The 21,124-nt window shown below is 37.0% G+C and carries 15 protein-coding genes; 12 read left to right on the forward strand and 3 right to left on the reverse strand.

Going from position 1 to position 21,124, the window contains the following annotated elements:
* The first annotated feature begins 7 nt into the window (after nt 1-7).
* From AC0C45_RS07400 to lrgB, 4 genes are all read left to right on the forward strand, one after another.
* Nucleotides 8-1,759 (forward strand): sensor histidine kinase, encoded by a 1,752-nt coding sequence (locus AC0C45_RS07400; RefSeq protein ID WP_047930979.1) that lies wholly within the window; start codon nt 8-10, stop codon nt 1,757-1,759.
* 1 nt (nt 1,760) lies between these two features.
* Entirely contained in the window at nt 1,761-2,501 is a 741-nt protein-coding gene (locus AC0C45_RS07405; RefSeq protein WP_016763094.1) for a LytR/AlgR family response regulator transcription factor, read from the forward strand.
* A gap of 162 nt (nt 2,502-2,663) precedes the next feature.
* Nucleotides 2,664-3,098, forward strand: coding sequence for an antiholin-like murein hydrolase modulator LrgA (lrgA, locus tag AC0C45_RS07410; RefSeq protein WP_034654275.1), 435 nt, complete (start codon nt 2,664-2,666; stop codon nt 3,096-3,098).
* A 33-nt stretch (nt 3,099-3,131) separates the two neighbouring features.
* Nucleotides 3,132-3,812, forward strand: coding sequence for an antiholin-like protein LrgB (gene lrgB / locus AC0C45_RS07415; RefSeq protein WP_013055484.1), 681 nt, complete (start codon nt 3,132-3,134; stop codon nt 3,810-3,812).
* A 55-nt stretch (nt 3,813-3,867) separates the two neighbouring features.
* On the opposite strand, the gene AC0C45_RS07420 is transcribed toward lrgB, so the two are convergent.
* Nucleotides 3,868-4,302: a hypothetical protein gene (locus tag AC0C45_RS07420; RefSeq protein WP_016763097.1), complete on the reverse strand. Its 435-nt coding sequence runs from the start codon at nt 4,300-4,302 to the stop codon at nt 3,868-3,870.
* Between the two features lie 337 nt (nt 4,303-4,639).
* On the opposite strand from AC0C45_RS07420, the gene nirB reads away from it, so the two are divergent.
* Entirely contained in the window at nt 4,640-6,985 is a 2,346-nt protein-coding gene (gene nirB / locus AC0C45_RS07425; RefSeq protein ID WP_472927998.1) for a nitrite reductase large subunit NirB, read from the forward strand.
* A gap of 19 nt (nt 6,986-7,004) precedes the next feature.
* Complete coding sequence (nasC, locus tag AC0C45_RS07430) at nt 7,005-9,155, forward strand: assimilatory nitrate reductase catalytic subunit NasC (protein ID WP_034654271.1); 2,151 nt, start codon at nt 7,005-7,007, stop codon at nt 9,153-9,155.
* Between the two features lie 49 nt (nt 9,156-9,204).
* On the opposite strand, the gene AC0C45_RS07435 is transcribed toward nasC, so the two are convergent.
* Nucleotides 9,205-10,386 (reverse strand): MFS transporter, encoded by a 1,182-nt coding sequence (locus AC0C45_RS07435; RefSeq protein ID WP_472927999.1) that lies wholly within the window; start codon nt 10,384-10,386, stop codon nt 9,205-9,207.
* A 406-nt stretch (nt 10,387-10,792) separates the two neighbouring features.
* On the opposite strand from AC0C45_RS07435, the gene speE reads away from it, so the two are divergent.
* Nucleotides 10,793-11,680: a polyamine aminopropyltransferase gene (speE, locus tag AC0C45_RS07440; RefSeq protein ID WP_095380114.1), complete on the forward strand. Its 888-nt coding sequence runs from the start codon at nt 10,793-10,795 to the stop codon at nt 11,678-11,680.
* 3 nt (nt 11,681-11,683) lie between these two features.
* On the opposite strand, the gene AC0C45_RS07445 is transcribed toward speE, so the two are convergent.
* Complete coding sequence (locus tag AC0C45_RS07445) at nt 11,684-12,358, reverse strand: hypothetical protein (protein ID WP_095380113.1); 675 nt, start codon at nt 12,356-12,358, stop codon at nt 11,684-11,686.
* Nucleotides 12,359-12,603: 245 nt separating this feature from the next.
* Here AC0C45_RS07445 and AC0C45_RS07450 point away from each other — a divergent pair, with 245 nt between their 5' ends.
* Genes AC0C45_RS07450 through AC0C45_RS07470 form a run of 5 tightly spaced genes read left to right on the forward strand, consistent with a single transcriptional unit; the run spans nt 12,604 to nt 21,119 of the window.
* Entirely contained in the window at nt 12,604-15,225 is a 2,622-nt protein-coding gene (locus AC0C45_RS07450; RefSeq protein WP_047930972.1) for a putative amidoligase domain-containing protein, read from the forward strand.
* Nucleotides 15,222-16,631, forward strand: coding sequence for a Mur ligase family protein (locus AC0C45_RS07455; protein WP_034654257.1), 1,410 nt, complete (start codon nt 15,222-15,224; stop codon nt 16,629-16,631). The genes AC0C45_RS07450 and AC0C45_RS07455 overlap by 4 nt, the downstream gene beginning before the upstream one ends.
* Before the next feature lie 13 nt (nt 16,632-16,644).
* The gene (gene aepX / locus AC0C45_RS07460) at nt 16,645-18,162 is read left to right on the forward strand and encodes a phosphoenolpyruvate mutase (protein WP_257062703.1); all 1,518 of its coding nucleotides are present in this window, start codon (nt 16,645-16,647) and stop codon (nt 18,160-18,162) included.
* A complete protein-coding gene (aepY, locus tag AC0C45_RS07465; RefSeq protein ID WP_257062704.1) occupies nt 18,155-19,285 on the forward strand; it encodes a phosphonopyruvate decarboxylase in 1,131 nt (376 codons plus the stop codon). Before aepX ends, aepY begins: the two co-directional genes overlap by 8 nt.
* On the forward strand, nt 19,278-21,119 hold the full coding sequence (locus AC0C45_RS07470; RefSeq protein WP_237893494.1) for a 2-aminoethylphosphonate aminotransferase: 1,842 nt from the start codon (nt 19,278-19,280) through the stop codon (nt 21,117-21,119). Before aepY ends, AC0C45_RS07470 begins: the two co-directional genes overlap by 8 nt.
* The last annotated feature ends 5 nt before the right edge of the window (nt 21,120-21,124 follow it).

Consider the following 21,124-nt stretch of genomic DNA (forward strand, 5'->3'; position numbering starts at 1 on the left):
GCTAGAAATGATTCATTTATTAATTATGATGGTAGAACGAGTCGGAGTTATTGTCATCTTAGGTTTTTTGCTGGCACATACAAAAGTTTTTCGGCAATTTCTCCGCAAACAGCAAGGATATAAAGGAAAAGCTGTACTTATTTTTATTTTTTCTCTTTTTAGCATTATTAGTAACTACACGGGAATTGAAATTCAAGGAACAATTATTCGAAATGAAGACTTATTATTAAAAGTAGATCCATCAAGCTCGATTGCAAATACACGAATTATGGGTGTGGAAATGGGCGGTCTGCTTGGCGGTCCATTTGTTGGTTTAGGAGTAGGAATACTTGCTGGCGTTCATCGCTTTATGTTAGGAGGGAGTACGGCGTTTAGCTGTGCAGTTTCATCCGTTTTAGCAGGGGTGTTAACTGGATATATCGGCTATGCCTACCGGAAAAAACATCGAACGATTACACCGCGCTTTGCTGCACTTGTAGGCATAGCGATGGAAACGCTTCAGATGCTGATTATTTTATTATTTGCTAAACCGTTTGATTCGGCATGGACGCTAGTGAGTATTATTGCTATTCCAATGATTATTGTAAATGGCACGGGAAGCTATATTTTCTTATCTATTATTCAGTCCATTTTACGGCAAGAGGAACAAATGAGAGCGCTTCAGACACACAAAGTATTATTAATCGCGGATCAAACTCTTCCACATTTTCGTCAGGGTCTTACTAGTGAATCATGTGAAAATGTTGCAAATATTATTCATCGCTTCACAGGTACGGATGCTGTTTCGCTAACTGATACGCACAAAATTTTAGCTCATGTAGGGGAAGGAATTGATCATCACGTTCCTTCGCATAGTTTAATTACCGGGCTGTCTCACGAAGTGCTGAAGACAGGAAAAATTATGAAAGCAAAATCGAGAGAACAAATTGATTGTCAGCATAAAGACTGCCCGCTTCATGCCGCTATTGTGATGCCGCTTACTTCTCACGGTACTACCATTGGAACACTAAAAATGTACTTTAAAGATGCGAGCGGGTTAAGCCGAGTGGAGGAAGAGCTGGCAGAAGGATTAGCTAAACTTTTTTCAACTCAGCTAGAGCTCGGCGAAGCAGAGCTTCGAAGTAAATTGCTAAAAGATGCGGAGATTAAAGCTTTACAGGCTCAGGTGAATCCTCATTTTTTATTTAATGCTATTAATACGATATCGGCGCTGTGCAGACAGGATGTAGAAAAAGCCAGAAAGCTGCTTTTACAGCTAAGCATTTATTTTCGTTCCAATTTGCAAGGTGCAAGGCAGCTGTTGATTCCGTTATCAAAAGAGCTTGATCATGTTCACGCGTACTTATCGCTTGAACAAGCCAGGTTCCCTAATAAATACGAAATTGACATGTATATTGAAGAAGGGCTAGATGATGTCTTGCTTCCGCCATTTATTCTTCAAGTGCTTGTGGAAAATGCCATTCGGCACGCGTTTCCGCGTAAACAAAAGCACTGTCGAGTAGAAGTTTATATTGAGACAAAAGATAAATATGTATACGTAAAGGTAAAAGACAATGGACAAGGTATAGAAACAAAACGATTGCAAATGCTTGGCAATCAGCCCGTTTTTTCAGAAAAAGGAACGGGGACGGCTCTTTACAATATTAAACAACGTTTGCACGGATTGTTTGGAAAAGAAACAACGCTGGAGTTTGACGTAACAGAAGGAACAGCGGTTTCGTTTGTTATACCAATTGAATTAAAAAGCGAGGGTATGTAATATGCTGCGAGTACTAATAGTAGATGATGAAATGTTAGCGCGAGATGAATTAAAATATTTATTACATCGAACGAAAGAAGTAGACTTCATTGAAGAAGCTGAAAGTATCGAAGAGGCGTTGGATAAAATGATGGATGAAAAGCCGGATTTATTATTTTTAGATATACAATTGTCAGATGACAGCGGTTTTGATATTGCTAAAAGGCTTAAAAAAATGAAAAATCCGCCAGCTATTATATTTGCAACCGCGTACGATCAGTACGCTTTACAAGCCTTTGAAGTAGATGCAATTGATTACATTTTGAAGCCTTTTGATGAAGAAAGAGTGGTGCAGGCCATTCATAAATATAAAAAAATGCGTGTTCCTCATCCCGCTGTGAAAGAAGAAGAATCGATAGGAGAGTCTTCTTCTCAAACTGGAAAGTTAGCGATTTCTGTAGACGATTCGATTGTGTTGGTGAATATAAAGGACATCTTGTTTGTAGGATTAATAGAAGGAGAAGTCACTATTCAGACTATAACAGAATCCTACCATACTGCTGATACGCTGGCTATGCTAGAAAAAAAGCTCCCTTCTCAGTCGTTTAGTCGTGTCCACAGGGGGTATATCGTCAACGTAGATCATATTTCCGAAGTACAGCCTTGGTTTAATTCTACGTATAATTTAGTAATGAAAAATGATGAGCGAGTTCCTGTCAGCCGTACATATGCTAAAGAATTGAAGAAACGTTTAGGAATTTAAAGAAAAAACAGCTTGCATATGCATTTTGGCAAGCTTTTTTTTGCATTTCAAGGCTCGATTTTTGTAAGTGAGCACAAATATTTGACTCTTTAATTTGAAAACGCTTTCTTGTCGATTTTCATTTTATATAATGAAGTCAACAAACAGAGAGAGGTGAAAGAAATGAGTGCTAAAAAAGTGTATGGCTTCTTAACACAAGCATTTATTTTTTCCGTAATTATGTTGATTTCAGATTTTATTGCAGAGCATTTGCCTTTTCCAATGCCTGCTTCAGTCATTGGACTTGTGCTGTTATTTCTTGCACTCTGCTTGAAGATTATTAAACTAGAGCAAGTTGAATCACTGGGAACGGCTTTAACTTCTTTGATCGGATTTTTATTTGTACCAGCAGGTATTTCTGTTATGAATTCATTAGGTATTATGCAGCAGTACGGCATTCAAATTTGTTTAGTTATCATCGTGGCAACGATTATTTTGTTAGGCGTTACAGGCTTATTTTCACAGCTTATACTTGGCATGACAAAAGATAATAAAGCAAAAGAAGAAATAAAAGATGTAGATATGAGTGAAAAAACGAAAAAACAAGGTATTGCTTAACATCAATTATAAAGAGACAAGGTGGTTGGAAAGATGAATCCGTATTTTGGAATCGTGGTTTCTTTAGCTGCGTACGGCATTGGAACGTATTTATTTAAAAAGTCAAAAGGTTTTTTCTTATTTACTCCTTTATTTGTGGCAATGGTACTCGGAATTGCTTTTTTGAAAATTGGTCATTTTTCTTATGAGGAATATAGCAGCGGGGGGAAGATTATCAGCTTCTTTTTAGAACCGGCAACAATTGCTTTTGCCATCCCTTTATATAAGCAAGCCGATAAATTAAAAAAGTACTGGTGGCAAATTCTTTCTTCTATTGCGGTAGGGTCAGTTTGTTCGGTAGCGATTATTTTTGCGATTGCTAAAGGTATTCATATGGATGAAGTTGTGATGAAATCAATGCTTCCACAAGCAGCTACAACAGCGATTGCGCTGCCATTGTCTCAAGATATTGGAGGGATTCCTGCTATTACTTCCTTTGCTGTTATTTTTAATGCAGTCATCGTATATGCGCTGGGCGCTTTATTTTTAAAAGTATTCAAGGTGAAGAATCCAATTTCGAAAGGATTAGCTCTTGGAACTTCTGGGCATGCGCTAGGAGTAGCCGTAGGGATTGAAATGGGAGAAGTAGAGGCAGCCATGGCAAGTATTGCAGTTGTTATTGTAGGCGTCGTCACAGTTGCCGTTATTCCACTTTTTGTTCAGCTAGTCATGTAACAAAAGCCTGAAGGAGTCAGAGATTTTCTGACTCCTTCAGGCTTTTGTTTGTTAATTAATACACCACTCCAAAATGTCGTGATGCGCAGTTTTGACAGGTTGTATGGTCAAAAAGACTCTCAGGAATGATAAATTCAAAACAAAATTGACATTGTTTGAATTGACTTTGTCTATAAAACATTGTCTCCAAGAAAATAGCTGTAATATGTTCGGTTATGTGCTTATGGGAACGTTGTTCTAAAGTGGACCATGGAATAGACTGATGCTCTATGTAAATCGGACAGGAAGTATAGGGTGTATCCCATTGAATGGCTTGATATCCAAACGTAAGGCCATGATGAGCTGCTGATGTAAATATGATTAGGTTTTGATGGAATTCTGGCAGAGGTAATTCTAGTTTTTGATCTTTAAGCGATCTCGTTTTGGAATGAAGGTTATACAATTTAATTTGAAAATGAATCCACTGAGTGGCGTGAACGGTTATTGACATGTTTTAAACCTCCAATTCAGACTCTTTTTTTTATCATAATTGATTTCAAAATAAATAAACAGTAGGCAAAAAGAAGATAACAAAATTTTATATAGATTACTTATAAGGCGTAGGGAAAGGTGATATAAGCATAGCATCCTTTTTTCTACCCCTTTTTAAAGCATATTAATCTTCTATATAAAAGCTTGCTTTCAACGAATGGTATCGGCGTATTCATAAGCTTTAAACAGATTTTAATGTTAGAAGTTATAACAAGGTTCATTTCTTTTAGAGAAGTTTATGAAATAATAAAAACTGTATATTTTACGGTCTGAATCTATGTGTTGGAGGTTTTTATATGACGAAACAAAAGCTAATATTAATCGGAAATGGAATGGCAGGAATGCGCTGTATTGAAGAAATTCTTATTCATTCTCCAGATTGTTTTGATATTACTGTTTTTGGAAGTGAGCCTCACGTTAACTATAATCGAATTTTATTATCAACCGTTTTACAAGGCAGTACAAAGCTTGAAGATATCAATATTCATTCTTTGGCATGGTATAAGGAAAATAATATTACTTTATTTAAAGGAGAAAGCGTTACGCACATAGACACCAAGAGAAAAATAATAAAAACAGATAAAAACAGAGAGACGATGTACGACAAGCTTATTCTTGCTACTGGTTCGAGCCCGTATATGCTCCCCGTTAAAGGGTCTGACAAAGAAGGTGTCCTCGGTTTTCGTACCATCGAAGACTGTCAGGAAATGATTAAAATTTCTAAACAGTATAAAAAAGCAGCGGTTATTGGAGGGGGGCTGTTAGGGCTGGAAGCTGCTAGAGGACTATTAAATTTGGGAATGGATGTTCAAGTCATTCATCATTCGGGTTTCTTAATGGAGCGACAGTTAGACAGAGCAGCATCTGCTATGTTAAGAGAAGAATTAGAAAAGCAAGGCATGAGTTTTCTATTAAACAAACATACGGATGAGATTATAGGGGGAAATCGAGCAGAAGGCGTCCGATTTAACGATAGCAGCAAAATTGCAGCTGATTTAGTTGTAATGGCTACAGGAGTGAGGCCAAATGTTAATCTAGCTAAAAAAAGTGGAATAGAAACAAATAGAGCAATCATCGTAAATGATTATTTAGAAACGAGCACCCCGGATATCTATGCAGTAGGTGAATGCGCGGAACATCGAGGGATGACATACGGCCTTGTTGCTCCTCTTTACGAACAAGGAAAAGTCTTAGCACGACACCTTTGCCAAATAAAAAACGATGGTTATCGCGGGTCCGTTCTTTCCACTCAATTAAAAATATCAGGAATAGACGTTTACTCAGTCGGAGAGTTCAAGGAAAATCAAGGTACAAAAGCCATTACGATTTCGAATATGTTAGATGGTATATACAAAAAAGTCGTTTTTCGCGATGGGAAAATAGTGGGAGCTGTTCTTTTTGGAGATACCAGTGAGGCTATAAAGCTATCACAAATGATTAATGAAAAAAAGGATTTGTTGCAAGCGGAAAAAGTACAATTATTTCCTTCTCAACATGAAAAAGAAAATGCAGTAACTTCTATGCCACTTACAGATATTGTATGCAACTGTAACGGTGTAACAAAGGGAGCCATTATTGAAGCAGTACAGAAAAATGATTTAACGACAGTAGATGAAATAAAAAATTGCACGAAAGCTTCTGGTTCATGCGGAGGATGCAAACCCCTTGTAACAGATCTTTTAACATATATTCAAAGCGATGAGTTTGATGAAATCATTGAACAAAAAACCTTTTGTACATGTACACATTTATCAGAAGATGAGCTGGTAAGAGAAATGCAGCAATATCAATTTGAGACGGTTCAGCAAGTAAGAGAAATATTAAAGTTTAAAGACATGAAAGGCTGTTCGTTATGTGAAGGCGGTCTTCATTACTATTTAGATATGATGAATCCTCATTATGAAAACAATCGACATTCTTTATTTACTACGGAGAATGAACAGGCCGTTTTGCTTCACGATGGGACTTATGCAGTGGTACCGCAAATTCACGGTGGTCTGACAAATGTACAGGAATTAAGGAACATAGCAAATGTAGCTGAAAGGTACAACATCTCTAATATTCGTTTAACAAGTGATCAGCGCATTCAACTTATTGGAGTGAAAAAAGAATATCTTCCGTTGGTAAGTGAGGAAATAGATAGAGGACTTCAGCATCTATATGAACGTACAGTTAAAAATGTATCTGTTTATATAGGAAAAGGAACGTGTATTTGTCAGTATGAACCTGCTCTTGCTTTATCAAATGAATTAGATAAACAGCTTGAATATGTAAAGACCCCATGTGATATCAAAATCAGTATTGCTTCGTGTTCTCACATTGCAGAGAATGTAACAACAAGTGATATAGGATTAAGAAGAATAGACAGAGGATGGGAAATATATGTCGGCGGAACCAGCGCAGAAGCCAGAAGCGGGGAGCTGTTTTATGTGGCCGAAACGAACGAAGAAGCAGTAGAAATCAGCTGTTCTTTGATTCAATATTACCGTGAAACGGGGAACTATTTGGAAACCGTCGGGAGCTGGATCGAGCGAGTAGGAATTGTTCATGTCAGAGAAGTTTTGTTTGAGGTAGACAATCGAGAGTATTTAATGAAGCAGCTCAGTTCAGAGCGCTCTCGTGCAATCACATATTTATTATAGGAAAGAAGGGTGACCTACGATGACTGAGATGCTATTGAAATATTTTCGTGAGCAGCAAAAGCAAGTTGAAACCGAGCGTATCTATAATACTCAGTGTCCTTACTGCAGCATGCAGTGCAAAATGCAGCTAGTTGAACAAACACATGTAAAAAGGAAAACGTATAAAACAATTGGAACAGACAACCCTACTTCTCAAGGAAGGTTATGTATTAAAGGAATGAATGCGCATCAGCATCCCTTGCATAAAGATCGGATTCAATATCCTTTATTAAAAGTAAACGGAGAGTTTGTAAAGATTTCTTGGAAAGAAGCTCTTCACTATATTAAAGAAAACGTTGCAGAGATTCAAGAGAAGAATGGAGCAGATGCGCTAGGTGTTTATGGAAGTGCCTCTATTACAAATGAAGAAGCTTACTTATTAGGGAAATTTGCTCGAGTTGCGTTAAAAACAAAGTATATTGATTACAATGGACGCTTATGTATGTCGGCTGCTGCTTCTGCTGCTAGTAAAACATTTGGCATGGACCGAGGATTTACGAATAGCTTGCAGGAGATTCCGTTTACTGAATGTATTATGTTAGCTGGAACAAATATTGCGGAATGTCAGCCAACGATTATGCCTTATTTTGAGAAAGCAAAAGAAAACGGAGCCTTTATTATTGCAATTGATCCAAGAGAAACCGCTACAACTAAAATAGCTGATTTACACTTGAAACTTAAGCCGGGGAGCGATGCGGCATTAGCCAATGGAATCTTGAAGATCCTTATCGAAGAAAATTATCTAGATGAACGATTTCTACAAGAACGTGTCAATGGATTTGAAGAAGTAATTCAATATGTGGCGTCTCTAGAATTTAATATCATTGAAGAAATAACGGGAGTGCCACTTGAAGAGATGTACCAAGCTGCCCGTATGTTTGGTCAAAGAAAAACGGGAATGATTTTTACTGCTAGAGGGGTAGAGCAGCAAACAGACGGAAGTGCTGCGGTGCAAAATTTTTTGAATATTCTACTTTCTGTTGGGAAAATCGGTAAACCTCGCTGCGGATATGGGGCTATTACCGGTCAAGGAAATGGGCAAGGAGCCCGGGAGCATGGTCAAAAAGCGGATCAGCTTCCAGGCTACCGTTCAATCGAAAATCATGAGCACCGGATGTATATAGCAGATGTGTGGAACATAGAGGAGAAAGATCTTCCTAGAAAAGGTGTTTCTGCATATGAGATGATTGAAAAAATTCATGATGGTGAGATTAAAGGGCTGTTTTTGATGTGTTCAAATCCAACAGTTTCAAATCCAAATGCTAATTTTGTTAAGAAGGCTTTTGAAAAGCTTGAATTTCTAGTGGTAGCAGATATGTTTGAATCAGAAACGGCAAAATTAGCAAACTTGATCTTACCAGCATCTTCCTACTTGGAAGATGAAGGAACCATGACAAATGTAGAGGGAAGAGTTACATTACGCGAAGCTAGCTTTCCATGCGGCGGCGAAATCAAACACGACTGGGAAATACTATGTGAAATTGCTAAAGCTTTAGGGAAAGAGGAGCATTTTTCATTTTCATCAGCTGAAGAAATATTTAATGAACTGCGAATAGCAAGTAAAGGAGGGATCGCGGATTACTCTGGTATTACGTACGAACGATTACGAGAGGAAAAAGGAATTTTATGGCCATGCAGAAGCTTAACAGATAAAGGAACCGAGCGCCTGTTTGAAACGCGTTTTGCTCATAGTGATGGAAAAGCGATGATGGTCCCTGTCTCGAATCAAGCTATTGTACCTAAAGCAAAAATAACGGAAAAATATCCTCTCTATTTAACAACGGGGAGAGTGATGTCGCACTATTTAACGGGTGTGCAAACGCGAAAAAGTGCGTCTTTATCTGCTAGAAATTTCGAATCTTTTATGGAAATCCACCCGTTAACAGCGAAAAAATATGAAATTTTGAATCAAGAATTAGTACAAATTGAATCTTCATATGGAAGGATTGTGGTAAGAAGCAAATTTTCAGAGGGCATTCGGCCAGATACCGTATTTGTTCCTTTTCACTGGGCGGATTCTCAAAATGTTAATAACCTTGTTTCTGAGAAATTAGATCCCGCCTGTAAGATGCCGGGGTTTAAAGTAAGTGCTGTGAAGATTAGCCCTTCTGTAAAAAGAAACAGCTATTAAAAATGCTGATGCAAAAAGCCTCTTGAAAAAAGAGGCTTTTTGCATGGAATCAAGCAAGGTGCTTTTGGTTAATACGTACATTTTGTTTTTTGAATCCAGAATAATTTAGTAAGAGACAGAATAGGGCAAAAAGCGCTAGTAAGGAAAAACCGACAACGTAATCTCCGCTTGTATCTTTTATAAAGCCTAGCACAATAGGGGGAAAGAAGCCGCCTACTCCTCCGAATGCTCCTACGATCCCGGTAACAGCTCCAATATTTCCTGTTGAAACAGATGGAACCATTTTAAAAACAGCTCCATTTCCGATACCAAGAGTAATGGCTGCAAGTAAACAACCTACGCTAAATAGGGAGAAGGCAGTGATGGTAAATGCAATAAATAACCCTATTAGTAGCATTGTGGTAAAGACGAAGGTGAGTACTTTTTTTGCTCCGAAGACATCCGATAAATATCCTCCAAGAGGCCGTACAAACGTTGCTAGCACGACAAATACAGCTGTTTTCAGTCCACTGTCTACAGTTGAAGCGTTAAATTGATCATGCAAAATGGTAGGAAGATAGATGCTGAACGTTACAAATCCACCAAATGTTAAAAAATAGAAAATGGATAAAAACCACGTTTCTTTAAATTTTAATACCGATAAAGATTCCTGCAGCGTTTTGGGGGGAGCAACAGAAGGGTGGTCTGAAGTTCCTACCCATAATAAAAGAGCCATTAAGGCTACCGCAATTGCTAAACTCCAAAATACCCAAGGCAAGCCAAAAGAAAAAAAGATAAGTGGAATACTAAAGCTTGCTACCGCCGATCCTAAGTTGCCCATCCCAGCAATTCCTAAAATAAAACCTTGCTTTTGAGGTGAATACCATTTAGAGACATAGGTAATGGAAATAGCAAATGTTGTTCCAGCCATGCCGATAAAAAATGCCCAAAAGAGCAGCATAGAATAAGAATGAGTAAAGCCTGCACAAATGGTAGGGAGTAAAAGAGCCAGCATAGTCAAAGAATAGACTTTTCTTCCCCCGAAGCGATCTGTTAAAATCCCCATCGGGATTCGCATGAGGGAACCTAATAAGACGGGAGTGGCAATTAAGACACTTTTTTCAGCATTGGTTAATGAATACATTACTTGAATATCTGCAGCGATAGGTGCGAAGACAGACCATACTGAAAAAGCAATAATCATAGATAAAGTCGAGATAAGAAGTACAGATAAGGGCCGTTTAGAAAACATTACTTAAAAACCTCCTTTTTTATATCCAGCGTAAAGCTGTTGCAATATGGTAATTATGATACTACGCTTTCTTTCTTATGTATCATTCTGTGTTAGGTTTTCTTCCGTACTTTTACTGAAGAGCGGACCCAGATAAAAGTGGAGAGATAACTTAGACTTACACTTACACTTACACTTACACTTACACTTACACTTACACTCTATCTAAGTGCTGATGAAGAAACGGTTAAAAAGCTTTGAAAGAAACAGTAAGTAGAAATATTGTCGAAAGAATGGAAGGAAAATTGAAATTAGAAGAGATTAATAGAGTAAGCATCTATAAATTTGTGCTATCGAATTATAGCGAAATAAAAAATAATTCATATTTTATATAGAACACAAATTTTTGAAATAGAAGGTGGAAAAAGTGACAGAAAAGCATCCTCTTTCAGGTTATAAAAAGGATGATAATGGAGTTCTCTGGATATGGAGTTACGTTGGACAGGCTAGAGTGAAAATGGGGTATAAAGTAAAAAGTCTGCTTCACTATGAGCAATCTTCCTATCAACAAATCAGTATTGTGGATACAAAATGGTATGGGAAAATGTTGGTGCTAGATGGTACTCCACAAATTTCAACAGGAGAAGGGTTTATTTATAATGAAATGATTAGCCATGTGCCGATTATAACGCATTCAAATCCCAAAAAAGTTGCGATGATTGGCGGAGGAGACTGTGGTCCTGCACGGGAGGCCATGAAGTATGACGGAATTCAACAAATTGATGTAGTCGAAATCGATCCAAAAGTTACAGAAATCTGCCGCACATGGCTAACTCCGGCTTCTTGTTATGATGGTGAAACTAGGCTCAATATGATACATCGCGATGGAATAGATTGGATTCAAGAACAAAAGGGAGTTTATGATGTTCTCATAATTGATCGGCCTGACCCTGTTGGACCGGGAAAAAAACTATTTCAACCTGATTTTTATCAATATGTCTACAACAGCCTTAAGGATGATGGCGTAGTTGTTTTTCAATCAGGATCTCCTTACTACAATACTTCTACATTACAAGGCACAATTAAAAATTTAAAGGAGCTATTTCCAATTGTCCGCACATATTTAGTGACTATACCTCTTTTCCCTTGCGGCATTTGGAGTTTTACGATTGCTTCTAAAAAAATGGATCCTCTTCAGGCCGATTTGACGAAGCTACAGCATACAGATACTCAATATATTGATCCTGAAATTTTCCGTGCATCATTTGTTTTACCTAAATATATAAAAGAAATAGTAGATGGAAAAGATTTCTAAAAACTAAGTAGCGACGAATGTTTGTTGAAAGTCATCAATAATCTCGGAAAATATCTTCGTTATAGTAGTTCTGTGTTTGCTGCGCAGAGTCCGGGATAATTCAATTTGAAATGTATTAAAATTATGACTGTAACCTAGATAGCCGCTATTGTCACCTTGTCTGTGAAAGGCAATTGATTCGTTTCCAACAAATTTATTATCAAATATTACATGGATTTTCGGGAACGAATCTTCAGATTTTTTAGTCAGCTCCTGTTGGAACCAATCTTTAACTTCCTTTGAGCAAGATTGTCCATATAAAGTCCCCACTTCAATTGCATGAGGCCCGTAATGCGTGTCCTTCATTCCATGAAAAGATAAATGCAAATAGGGTGTTAAAAGGAAATTATCACTATCTATTATTTTTAAAGATTTAACAATTTCTTGGATTGTTCTTCTATATTCATGTATCCCCTCATGGTTTGTTTCATTTAGATTTCTATTTAAATCTGCTATGGTTCTGGAAATCGTACTAACGATTCCTGCACATCCTGTTTTCTTGACTAAATTTTCTACAATTTTATCCGTAAATAAATCAGCAGCGGGTGGTTCTGCATGAAGTGCATCCACGTGACAGCTTATAAAACCAGTTCCTTTGTTGTATTTTAAGTAGTTTCCATGAATGAATTTTAATGTCATTGACTATTTCTCCTTTTATATCGTTTGAAATCTATCCTTTCTATAATAAATGCAGTAAAAATAAAATTGGTGAATTATTACACGTGTTAAATACATACATAAAAAGTTTTTAGAGATGGTGGAAATAAATAGATAAATGTACAGGAGTATTTTGTATATTTACATACTATAGGAGTAGCTGATTATTGTTATAGGGCATTAAAGTAGCAAAATACCATAGAAAGTTCTAATTAGGAGGCTTTAAAATGGATCCAATGAGAGAAGAGTTAGGGATATTATCTGATAAAGAAATGACGTTGCAAACTCTTAATCTGAATAATGTACCGTCTGTTGAATTAGTTGACCCCAAAACCTGTTCATATCCAGTGATAGGAAGGAAGTATGGTCACCATAACGGAAGAGATATTGTCATCGTAAATACAAAGGATCAAGCAATATATGAAGGATATGATTATTTTACGAAAATGTATGCAATAGACAAAGAGTATTTCCTAGAAGTGGAAGGGCTGAACGTAAAATCAGTACAAGTAGTTACTAGTGAACACGTTGTATTTAATGAAATACCCATTCGAACAAAAGCCTTCGGGTGGAAATTAGAACAGATAAACAGCATGGATGTACCGGAAATGTTGGTAAGCATAGCCATTCGAGCGCTTTATGTAACGGGAGCTAAAAGCGGCTTTGTCAAAATGGGGGTATTAGAAAATGGAGAGTGTATCGTCACAGATATTAACTCATCAGAAAGTGAATGGATAGAAAATCCATTAAAGCCTAGTGTTCCTTTTAGTATGGGTGCTGACGTTGAGTTTATGTTAAGTTGTGATGGAGAGCTTCTACCAGCTTCTACTTTTTTTTCTGTTGAAGGTCCGGTAGGCTGTGATGAAAGACAAATAGAGCAAGATAGCGGTGAGTATGCATTAGTAGAAGTTAGGCCTGAAAAAGCGAATTCATCAACAGAACTATTTGAGAATATTCAAAAATTAATAGAAAAAGCATCTGCACAGGTACCATATGAAAATATTCATTTTCGGGCAGGCAGCATGCCGTTTTCAGGGTATCAATGTGGAGGACATATTCATTTTGGCATTCCGCTTTCTTTATCCTTATTAAGAGCTCTTGACCACTACCTTGCTATTCCAGTAGCGCTGATAGAAGAATCTAAGACCGCTAAACTCAGACGGAAAACGAACCATGGAGGTCTTGGACGCTATCGTGAGAAACCGTATGGATTTGAGTATTTAACTTTAAGCTCTTGGATTATCGACCCTAGAATTACTCTCTCCACTTTAGCTCTTGCTCAGCTAGTTGCTACTCATCATCATGAATTAAAAAGCGAATTTTTATTTCATCCACTTACGCAGCGTGCCTACTATCAAGGGAATAAAATCTTTCTTAAACGAATGTGGAAAGATATCAAGGCCAATCTTATGAAAACATCCAGCTATCCACACTATCAAAATGAACTATCTTTTCTATTTGAAATGATAGAAAAAGAAACTCCTTGTGATGAATCAAAGGATATTCGTAGGAATTGGAATGTAAAGATTTCTAAAGAAATCTATGACCGCGGACATATTATTCAAATCCCCAAAAAGCTCCGTTTAAAATACGGCCTCAAAGAGGGGCAGTCTACGATTGTTAGTGCAGGAAAGGCAATATCAACTGCAACTGTTCATTCTTATCCTTTTTCATTTCGCCATCCAAATATGGTTCAACTCTCTAAATCTCTCCGTGATAAACTATCTCTCCCGAAAGATTGGTGCCCCAAGCTATCAGCTTCAGAAGGCATCATAACTTTAGGTCCTATCATTGGCATTCTTGCTAACCGTCCTTTTGAAAGACAAACAACCTATTTCCATCATCTATGTCGCTTAGCAACTGAAAAGCGAATGCTTGTATATGTGTTTGAACCCGAAGATATTGATTGGGAGAAAAAATTGGTTAAAGGAACAACTATTAATGGTGAAGGGCTTTTTCCTTTTCCTGCTGTTATTTATGACCGTTATTTCATAGATGGTAGAAAGAATATTTTAATAGATGAAGTAAGGGCAAAACTCCAGGCGATTTATAAAATTCCTTTTGTTAATTCTTCAAATTTGTTTCAGCTTACGGGAGATAAGTGGGCAACATATGAACTTCTTATGAAAGAATATGAAGAATTTCTTCCAGAGTCACGTCTCGTACAAAATTCTGCTGACATTGCAGAAATGCTTGATAGCTATGGAGAAGTTTATTTAAAACCGCTTGGCGGAGCCTTAAGTAAAGGAGTCATGCGTATCGTTCGCCGACCAACAGGCATCTTTTGGTTCGATCTTAATAAAAAAGAGCTGCATCAATTCAGTAATATGGAAGAATTATTTACTTTGCTCTCTCCTTTGATGAAAAACAATCCTTATCTTGTTCAAGAAGGAATTCGCAGAAAACAGCATAAAGATAAAAATTTGGAAATACGGGTTTATATGCAAAAAAATGAAAAGCAAATTTGGCTTCGAACGGGTATGGTTGCGCGTCTCACCGGTGAAGATGTGCTAACGGAAGATTCTGAAACGAATATGCGTCTCAGTAAAATATTAAACAGTTTATATCCTGATCCAACAGACAGAAGGCTCATTATAAATCAATTAGCTAAAATATCTAAAAATATTGTTGCAACAGTAGAGGAGAAAGTAGGTCCTTTTGGGGAGCTGGCGGTAGATTTATGTATAGATCAGTACGGTTCCATAAAGTTACTTGAAATAAATGCAAAACCAGATAGTCTATTCTCACAAATTAGAGCCTACAAGCTGCGTACTTTGGCGGGGATTCGTCTGCTTAATTATGCGTCTTCACTGGCTGGTTACGAAGAAGAAAAGGAGGATTTAACATGAAGCACTTCACATTAAATGAAATCCTTAAACAAACGGGGGGAGACCTTTGTTATGGATCAGGAAATCCTGTTATTAAACATGCTATAAACTACGCTAAAAAGGATATAGAGGATCATACACTCATCTTTCATTTAGATAGAGAACCGATTAGAGGGAAGTATTGGAAAGAAAATCATTCAATTGTCGTTATAACAGATCACCCTGAGCTGTGCACGAACTTAGAGGGAAATATTATTCTTGTTAAAACAGCTCAATTAGAAGAGGCTTATTGGAAATTTATCGAATACTACCGAGGGCTTTTTGATCTTCCTGTTATTGGTGTTACAGGAACTTGTGGAAAAACGACCACAAAAGAGATGATCCGACAAATATTAATTGAAGATTATAAAGTGAAAGCTACGTGGATGAGTATGAATTCTATGTCTGTAAATCTACGTTATTTAACAGGTATTGATGATACGACAGAAGTAGCTGTTTTTGAAATGCCTGTCGCTTATCCGGGCTATTTAAAAGTTGCGTGTCGCTACTTTCAGCCACAAATACGAATTCTATTAAATATAGGCGTGCACCATCTCGCTGATTGTGAAACACCTGAAGAATATATGAAAGCAAAAGCCGAAATTGTAGAAGGCTTAGATCCAAACAGCGGCATTTTGATTTTAAACGCAGATGATGAAAATATTAAGAGAGTGCTTGATGTTAGGCACCTTCAAAATGTTGTATATATAGGTAAAAATGGTAGTTCCCAATTTCAAGCAAAAGATATTAAATATGCTAATGGAGGAATGGCTTTTACTTTAAAGTACCAAAACACAGAATACGATGCTTTTATCCCTGGATATGGTGAACATAATGTGTATAATGCACTGGCTGCCATTGCTGCAGTATTTTATGTGGGCGTTGATATTTCCGTTGCCATACAAAGACTTAGCTTGTTTGAACAAGTAGAAGAACATTTGGAATTTAAAAGAGGAATGAATGAATGTACGGTAATTAATGATACATGGAACTCTTCACCTTTATCGATGGCTACAGCTCTTGGAGTTCTTAGTGATATGTCAAAAGAGAAACAATCTATTGCTTTATTAGGTTACATGCCTCAGCTAGGAGAAGGACCTTATGCAATTAAACAATATGAAGATATGGGAAAAAAAGCAGCGGAATCAAAGATTGATATTTTAGTGGTAGTAGGAGAAGAAGCAAAAGCTATTGGGACAGGAGCTTTAAAATGTGGAATGGACCCTAATAAAGTCTATTTTTGTAAGACTGGTGATGAAGTATACAATGTGCTAGCGCCATATTTAAATGAAAATACAATGATTTTATTAAAAGTAACGCACCGTGTTATGACAAAACCTACTTTTAAGGAATTAAGAAATAAACTTATTCCAGACAACGAAGAGTAAAAGGAGGATAGACATGAAGAAGACTAAACAGCTAAGAGAGTTGATAGAAAGTAAACAGCTAGAGTTTATTATGGAGGCTCACAGTGCGCTATCTGCAAAGATTGTAGAAGAAGCAGGGTTCAAAGGGATATGGGCCAGCGGCCTATCATTATCTGCAGCACTGGGTGTAAGAGATAATAATGAGGCTTCATGGACACAGGTATTAGACATCTTAGAGTTTATGAGTGACGCAACGTCCATTCCAATTCTTCTAGATGGTGATACAGGCTATGGGAACTTTAATAATGCAAGAAGATTAGTTAAGAAATTGGAGCAGCGAGACATTCCAGGCGTATGTATTGAAGATAAATTGTTTCCAAAAACAAACTCATTTATTAAAGGTGAAGCACAGCCGCTTGCAGATATTAATGAATTTTGCGGCAAAATCAAAGCAATGAAAGATAGCCAAAATGACGAAGATTTTGTAGTGGTATCGCGTGTAGAAGCTTTTATTGCAGGGTGGGGGCTGAAGGAAGCTTTAAAACGTGCAGAAGCTTATCGCCAAGCGGGAACCGACGCCGTTTTGATTCATAGTAAAAGGTCAGATATGACAGAGATTGAAGCTTTTATGAAAGAGTGGGGAAACAGGCTTCCGGTTATTATTGTTCCAACCAAATATTATTCAGTTCCAACTGATAAATTTAGTGATTTAGGAATTAGCTTGAGCATTTGGGCCAACCATAACTTAAGATCTTCCATTACAGCTATGCAAAAAACGTCCGCTCAGATTTATTACGATAAAAGCTTGATTAACGTAGAAAAAAATGTCTCTCCGCTTGAGGAAGTTTTCCGTCTTCAAAAAGCTGAAGAGCTCGACATCGCAGAGAAACTTTATTTAAGCTCTGCCAATCATAGCACGAACGCTATGATTCTGGTAAAAGAATCAGCAAATGAAGCTTTGATAACTGAGCAGATAAATCAGTTAAAAAAAGTCGGCGTGACAAATAGTATAAAAGTAGGTTCCGACAAAGCTATGGAAGATAAGGCGTTTCCTAATAAAGGGGAATTATATCATCTCTATGCTGCAAGAGATAAGTTAGGAACGGCTACTTTAATAAGCGACAGTAACATCGTATATAAAACACATGTTTTTGAGGAGTTAATTCATGAAAGTGGCGATATCACTATTGTAGCAGGAGCTGATTATGAGTTAAAAGGGAATCAAACATCTTATGTAACTGCTAAACTTCCCTATTCCAAGCAGCTGTATTCCAAAACAGTAGACTTGATTCAAATGTCGTGCAATCCAAACTTTAACAACATTCACGGTGAATTCATTGGTCTTTGGAAAGTTTCCGCAAAAGGCACTGAGGTTGTAAAAAAAGCTTTGGAAGAACTGGCGCAAAGAAAAGATTTTGCTCAGCTCACGTTTTCTGATTTCTTTAATTATGTTAATCTAACTCACCCGGTTGCTGTTAAATATACAATGGGGTCATGGATAGATACCGAAACGTATACAAAGATTCAAAAAGATGGTGGGAAAAATGATTAGTACGTCCGTATTTGGAACTCAATTAAAAAAACTAGGTTTTCAATTTTATAGCGGGGTTCCTTGTTCCTATCTTAAACATCTTATTAACTATGCTATCAACGAATGTGAATATGTTGCAGCAGCAAACGAAGGAGAAGCGGTAGCGATTGCTGCTGGCGCATCAATTGCTGGCAACAAAGCGGTTGTTTTAATGCAGAACTCCGGATTAGCAAATGCTGTTTCCCCTTTAACCTCTCTTATTCATCCGTTTAAAATTCCTGTCCTTGGATTTGTCAGTTTTCGCGGAGAACCTGGATGTCCAGATGAACCGCAGCATGAATTAATGGGAGAAATTACTCCTGCCCTGCTAAATACGATGAAAATAAAATGGGAATATTTGTCTTTTGATTTTACGGAAGTTAAAAAACAATTACAGCGGGCTAATCAAGCTGTTGAAAATAATGAAAGCTACTTCTTTATTGTAAAAAAAGGAACGTTTGAGCCAGTTAAGCTTTTAGAAAAATCAATGAAAAACATTACTCCTAAAATGAGAAGTGAACAGATAACAACCGACGAGTTACCTTCAAGGTATGAGGCATTACAAGTAGTTAATTCATTAAAAGACAACGATACTATTCAATTGGCCGCTACAGGAAAAACAGGAAGAGAGCTTTACGAAATAGAAGACGCAAGAAATAATTTTTATATGGTTGGATCTATGGGGTGCGTTAGTTCCATTGGTTTAGGCTTAGCTTTGAGCAGAAATGAAAAGAACATCATTACAATTGATGGAGACGGAGCGTTGCTTATGCGCATGGGAAATCTAGCGACCAACGGATACTACTGTCCAGCAAATTTATTACACATTCTTTTAGACAATCAAACCCATGATTCTACAGGGGGACAACATACGGTCTCTCATAACATTAATTTCGTAGATATTGCTTCTTCCTGTGGGTATCAAAATTCTATTCATGTTCATAACTTACATGAGTTAGAGACGTATATCAAACAGTGGAAAAGTGATAAAAAATTAACGTTTTTATATCTTAAAATAGCGAAAGGATCTAAAAAGAACCTGGGGCGTCCTGAAATGAAGCCTTATGAAGTCAAAGAAAGACTGCAGGTGTTTTTAGATGATTAAAACAGCTGTTATTCTAGCTGCAGGGATGGGAAGCAGGATTCGTAAAAGAGCTGGAAACCGCCCTAAAGGTTTTTTGATGATTGATGAAAAATCGATTATTGAACATTCCATTTCGAAGTTAATAAAAGCAGGAGTCAAGACGATTTTTATTGGAACAGGATATATGAAAGAAGAATATGAAAAGCTAATGGTTAGATATCCTCAAATAAAATGTGTTTATAATTCTAGATACGAAACAACGGGAAGCCTGTTTACGCTGTATCAATTTAAAAATTATATTAAAGAAGATTTTTTACTATTGGAATCAGATGTAATTTATGAAAAGAATGCGTTGGAAACATTAGTAAACCACTCGAGATCAGATGTCATACTAGCAAGTAAGTTGAACGGTGCTGGCGATGAAGTTTATATTGAAGCTGATGAAAATAATAACCTTAAGAATATGTCAAAACAAAAAGAAGAGTTGAATAGTATCTATGCAGAACTAGTTGGTTTAACCAAAATCTCTTATGCTACATTTCAGAGACTTTGTGATGAAGCAAATACGCTGTTCCAGTTTAATCAAACGATCGATTATGAATATGGCCTCGTTAAAATTTCCGAAAAAGCAAATGTGTATGTTCATAAACTGGATAATTTGGCATGGTGTGAAGTGGATGATGAAGATCACTGGGCAAGAGCAACTGCTATTGTTTATCCGATTATTAAAGCTCGAGAAGGTATTACGCATACAGTTAAGAGAAGTATACTCCTAAACCCCGGACCGGCAACTACAACAGATACCGTCAAATATGCTCAAATAGTGGAAGACATTTGCCCGAGAGAAAAAGAATTTGGAGAGACGATGGAATTTATCTCTGCTGAACTAACAAAATTTGTGGGGAATCCAGAAAAGTATACTACGGTATTATTCGGCGGATCTGGAACGGCGGCAGTGGAATCGATTTTAAGTTCAGTAATTGATAACGGTACGGTTGTTATTATCAATAATGGTCCATACGGTGAAAGAATGTGTAAAATCGCTGAAATTTATGGACTGAATTATTTAGAATATAAAAGCTCCGCCGAGCAGGCTATTGATATGAACAACTTAGAAATTTTTATAAAAAAGATTTCAACGAACGTTTCTTATCTGGCTCTTGTTCACTGTGAAACTTCCACGGGGCTTCTTAATGACATTGGAAAAATTGGGGAATTTTGTGCAGTGAAAAATATCGAAATGATTGTGGATGCAATGAGTTCGTATGCAGCTGTTCCAATTGACATGCAAAAAATGAATATAAGCTATCTGGCCGCAAGTGCAAATAAGAACCTTCAAGGAATGGCAGGCGTGTCGTTTGTTATAGCAAATAAAGACCGGTTAGAAAAAACGGAGCAAATAAAGCCTCGTAACCTTTATCTTCATTTATATGATCAGTATCGATATTTCCAAATGAATAAACAATTGCGTTTTACTCCTCCTGTTCAGACTATGTACGCCTTAAAGCAGGCAATTATAGAAACTCAGTGGGAAGGAATTGAGAAACGATATGAACGCTACTCAAAATCATGGACTACTTTAACGGATGGAATTACTCAACTTGGGTTAACCTATTTGGTTCCTGAAACACATCATTCTAAAATTATTACCTCTATCCTCGAGCCTTCCGATAAAAAGTATAATTTTGATATTATGCATGATTTTTTTTATAAACAAGGATTCACCATTTATCCTGGTAAAATTGATAAATTAGAAACGTTTCGAATAGCAAATATTGGTGATATCACATATAGAGATATAGAAAGATTTCTTCATCTTCTTGAACAATATCTTAACGGTCTAAAAGGAGAGTGAGAAAA

This window comes from Priestia sp. VA7 (assembly GCF_055710015.1).

Bases quoted from the DNA above. Each gene is read 5' to 3' on its own strand.
- AC0C45_RS07435 (WP_472927999.1), bottom strand. From the start codon at position 10,386: ATGTTTTCTAAACGGCCCTTATCTGTACTTCTTATCTCGACTTTATCT.
- nirB (WP_472927998.1), top strand. From the start codon at position 4,640: ATGACGAAACAAAAGCTAATATTAATCGGAAATGGAATGGCAGGAATG.
- AC0C45_RS07455 (WP_034654257.1), top strand. From the start codon at position 15,222: ATGAAGCACTTCACATTAAATGAAATCCTTAAACAAACGGGGGGAGAC.
- AC0C45_RS07445 (WP_095380113.1), bottom strand. From the start codon at position 12,358: ATGACATTAAAATTCATTCATGGAAACTACTTAAAATACAACAAAGGA.
- AC0C45_RS07420 (WP_016763097.1), bottom strand. From the start codon at position 4,302: ATGTCAATAACCGTTCACGCCACTCAGTGGATTCATTTTCAAATTAAA.
- AC0C45_RS07470 (WP_237893494.1), top strand. From the start codon at position 19,278: ATGATTAAAACAGCTGTTATTCTAGCTGCAGGGATGGGAAGCAGGATT.
- AC0C45_RS07450 (WP_047930972.1), top strand. From the start codon at position 12,604: ATGGATCCAATGAGAGAAGAGTTAGGGATATTATCTGATAAAGAAATG.
- lrgB (WP_013055484.1), top strand. From the start codon at position 3,132: ATGAATCCGTATTTTGGAATCGTGGTTTCTTTAGCTGCGTACGGCATT.
- AC0C45_RS07405 (WP_016763094.1), top strand. From the start codon at position 1,761: ATGCTGCGAGTACTAATAGTAGATGATGAAATGTTAGCGCGAGATGAA.
- nasC (WP_034654271.1), top strand. From the start codon at position 7,005: ATGACTGAGATGCTATTGAAATATTTTCGTGAGCAGCAAAAGCAAGTT.
- AC0C45_RS07400 (WP_047930979.1), top strand. From the start codon at position 8: ATGATTCATTTATTAATTATGATGGTAGAACGAGTCGGAGTTATTGTC.
- lrgA (WP_034654275.1), top strand. From the start codon at position 2,664: ATGAGTGCTAAAAAAGTGTATGGCTTCTTAACACAAGCATTTATTTTT.
- aepY (WP_257062704.1), top strand. From the start codon at position 18,155: ATGATTAGTACGTCCGTATTTGGAACTCAATTAAAAAAACTAGGTTTT.
- aepX (WP_257062703.1), top strand. From the start codon at position 16,645: ATGAAGAAGACTAAACAGCTAAGAGAGTTGATAGAAAGTAAACAGCTA.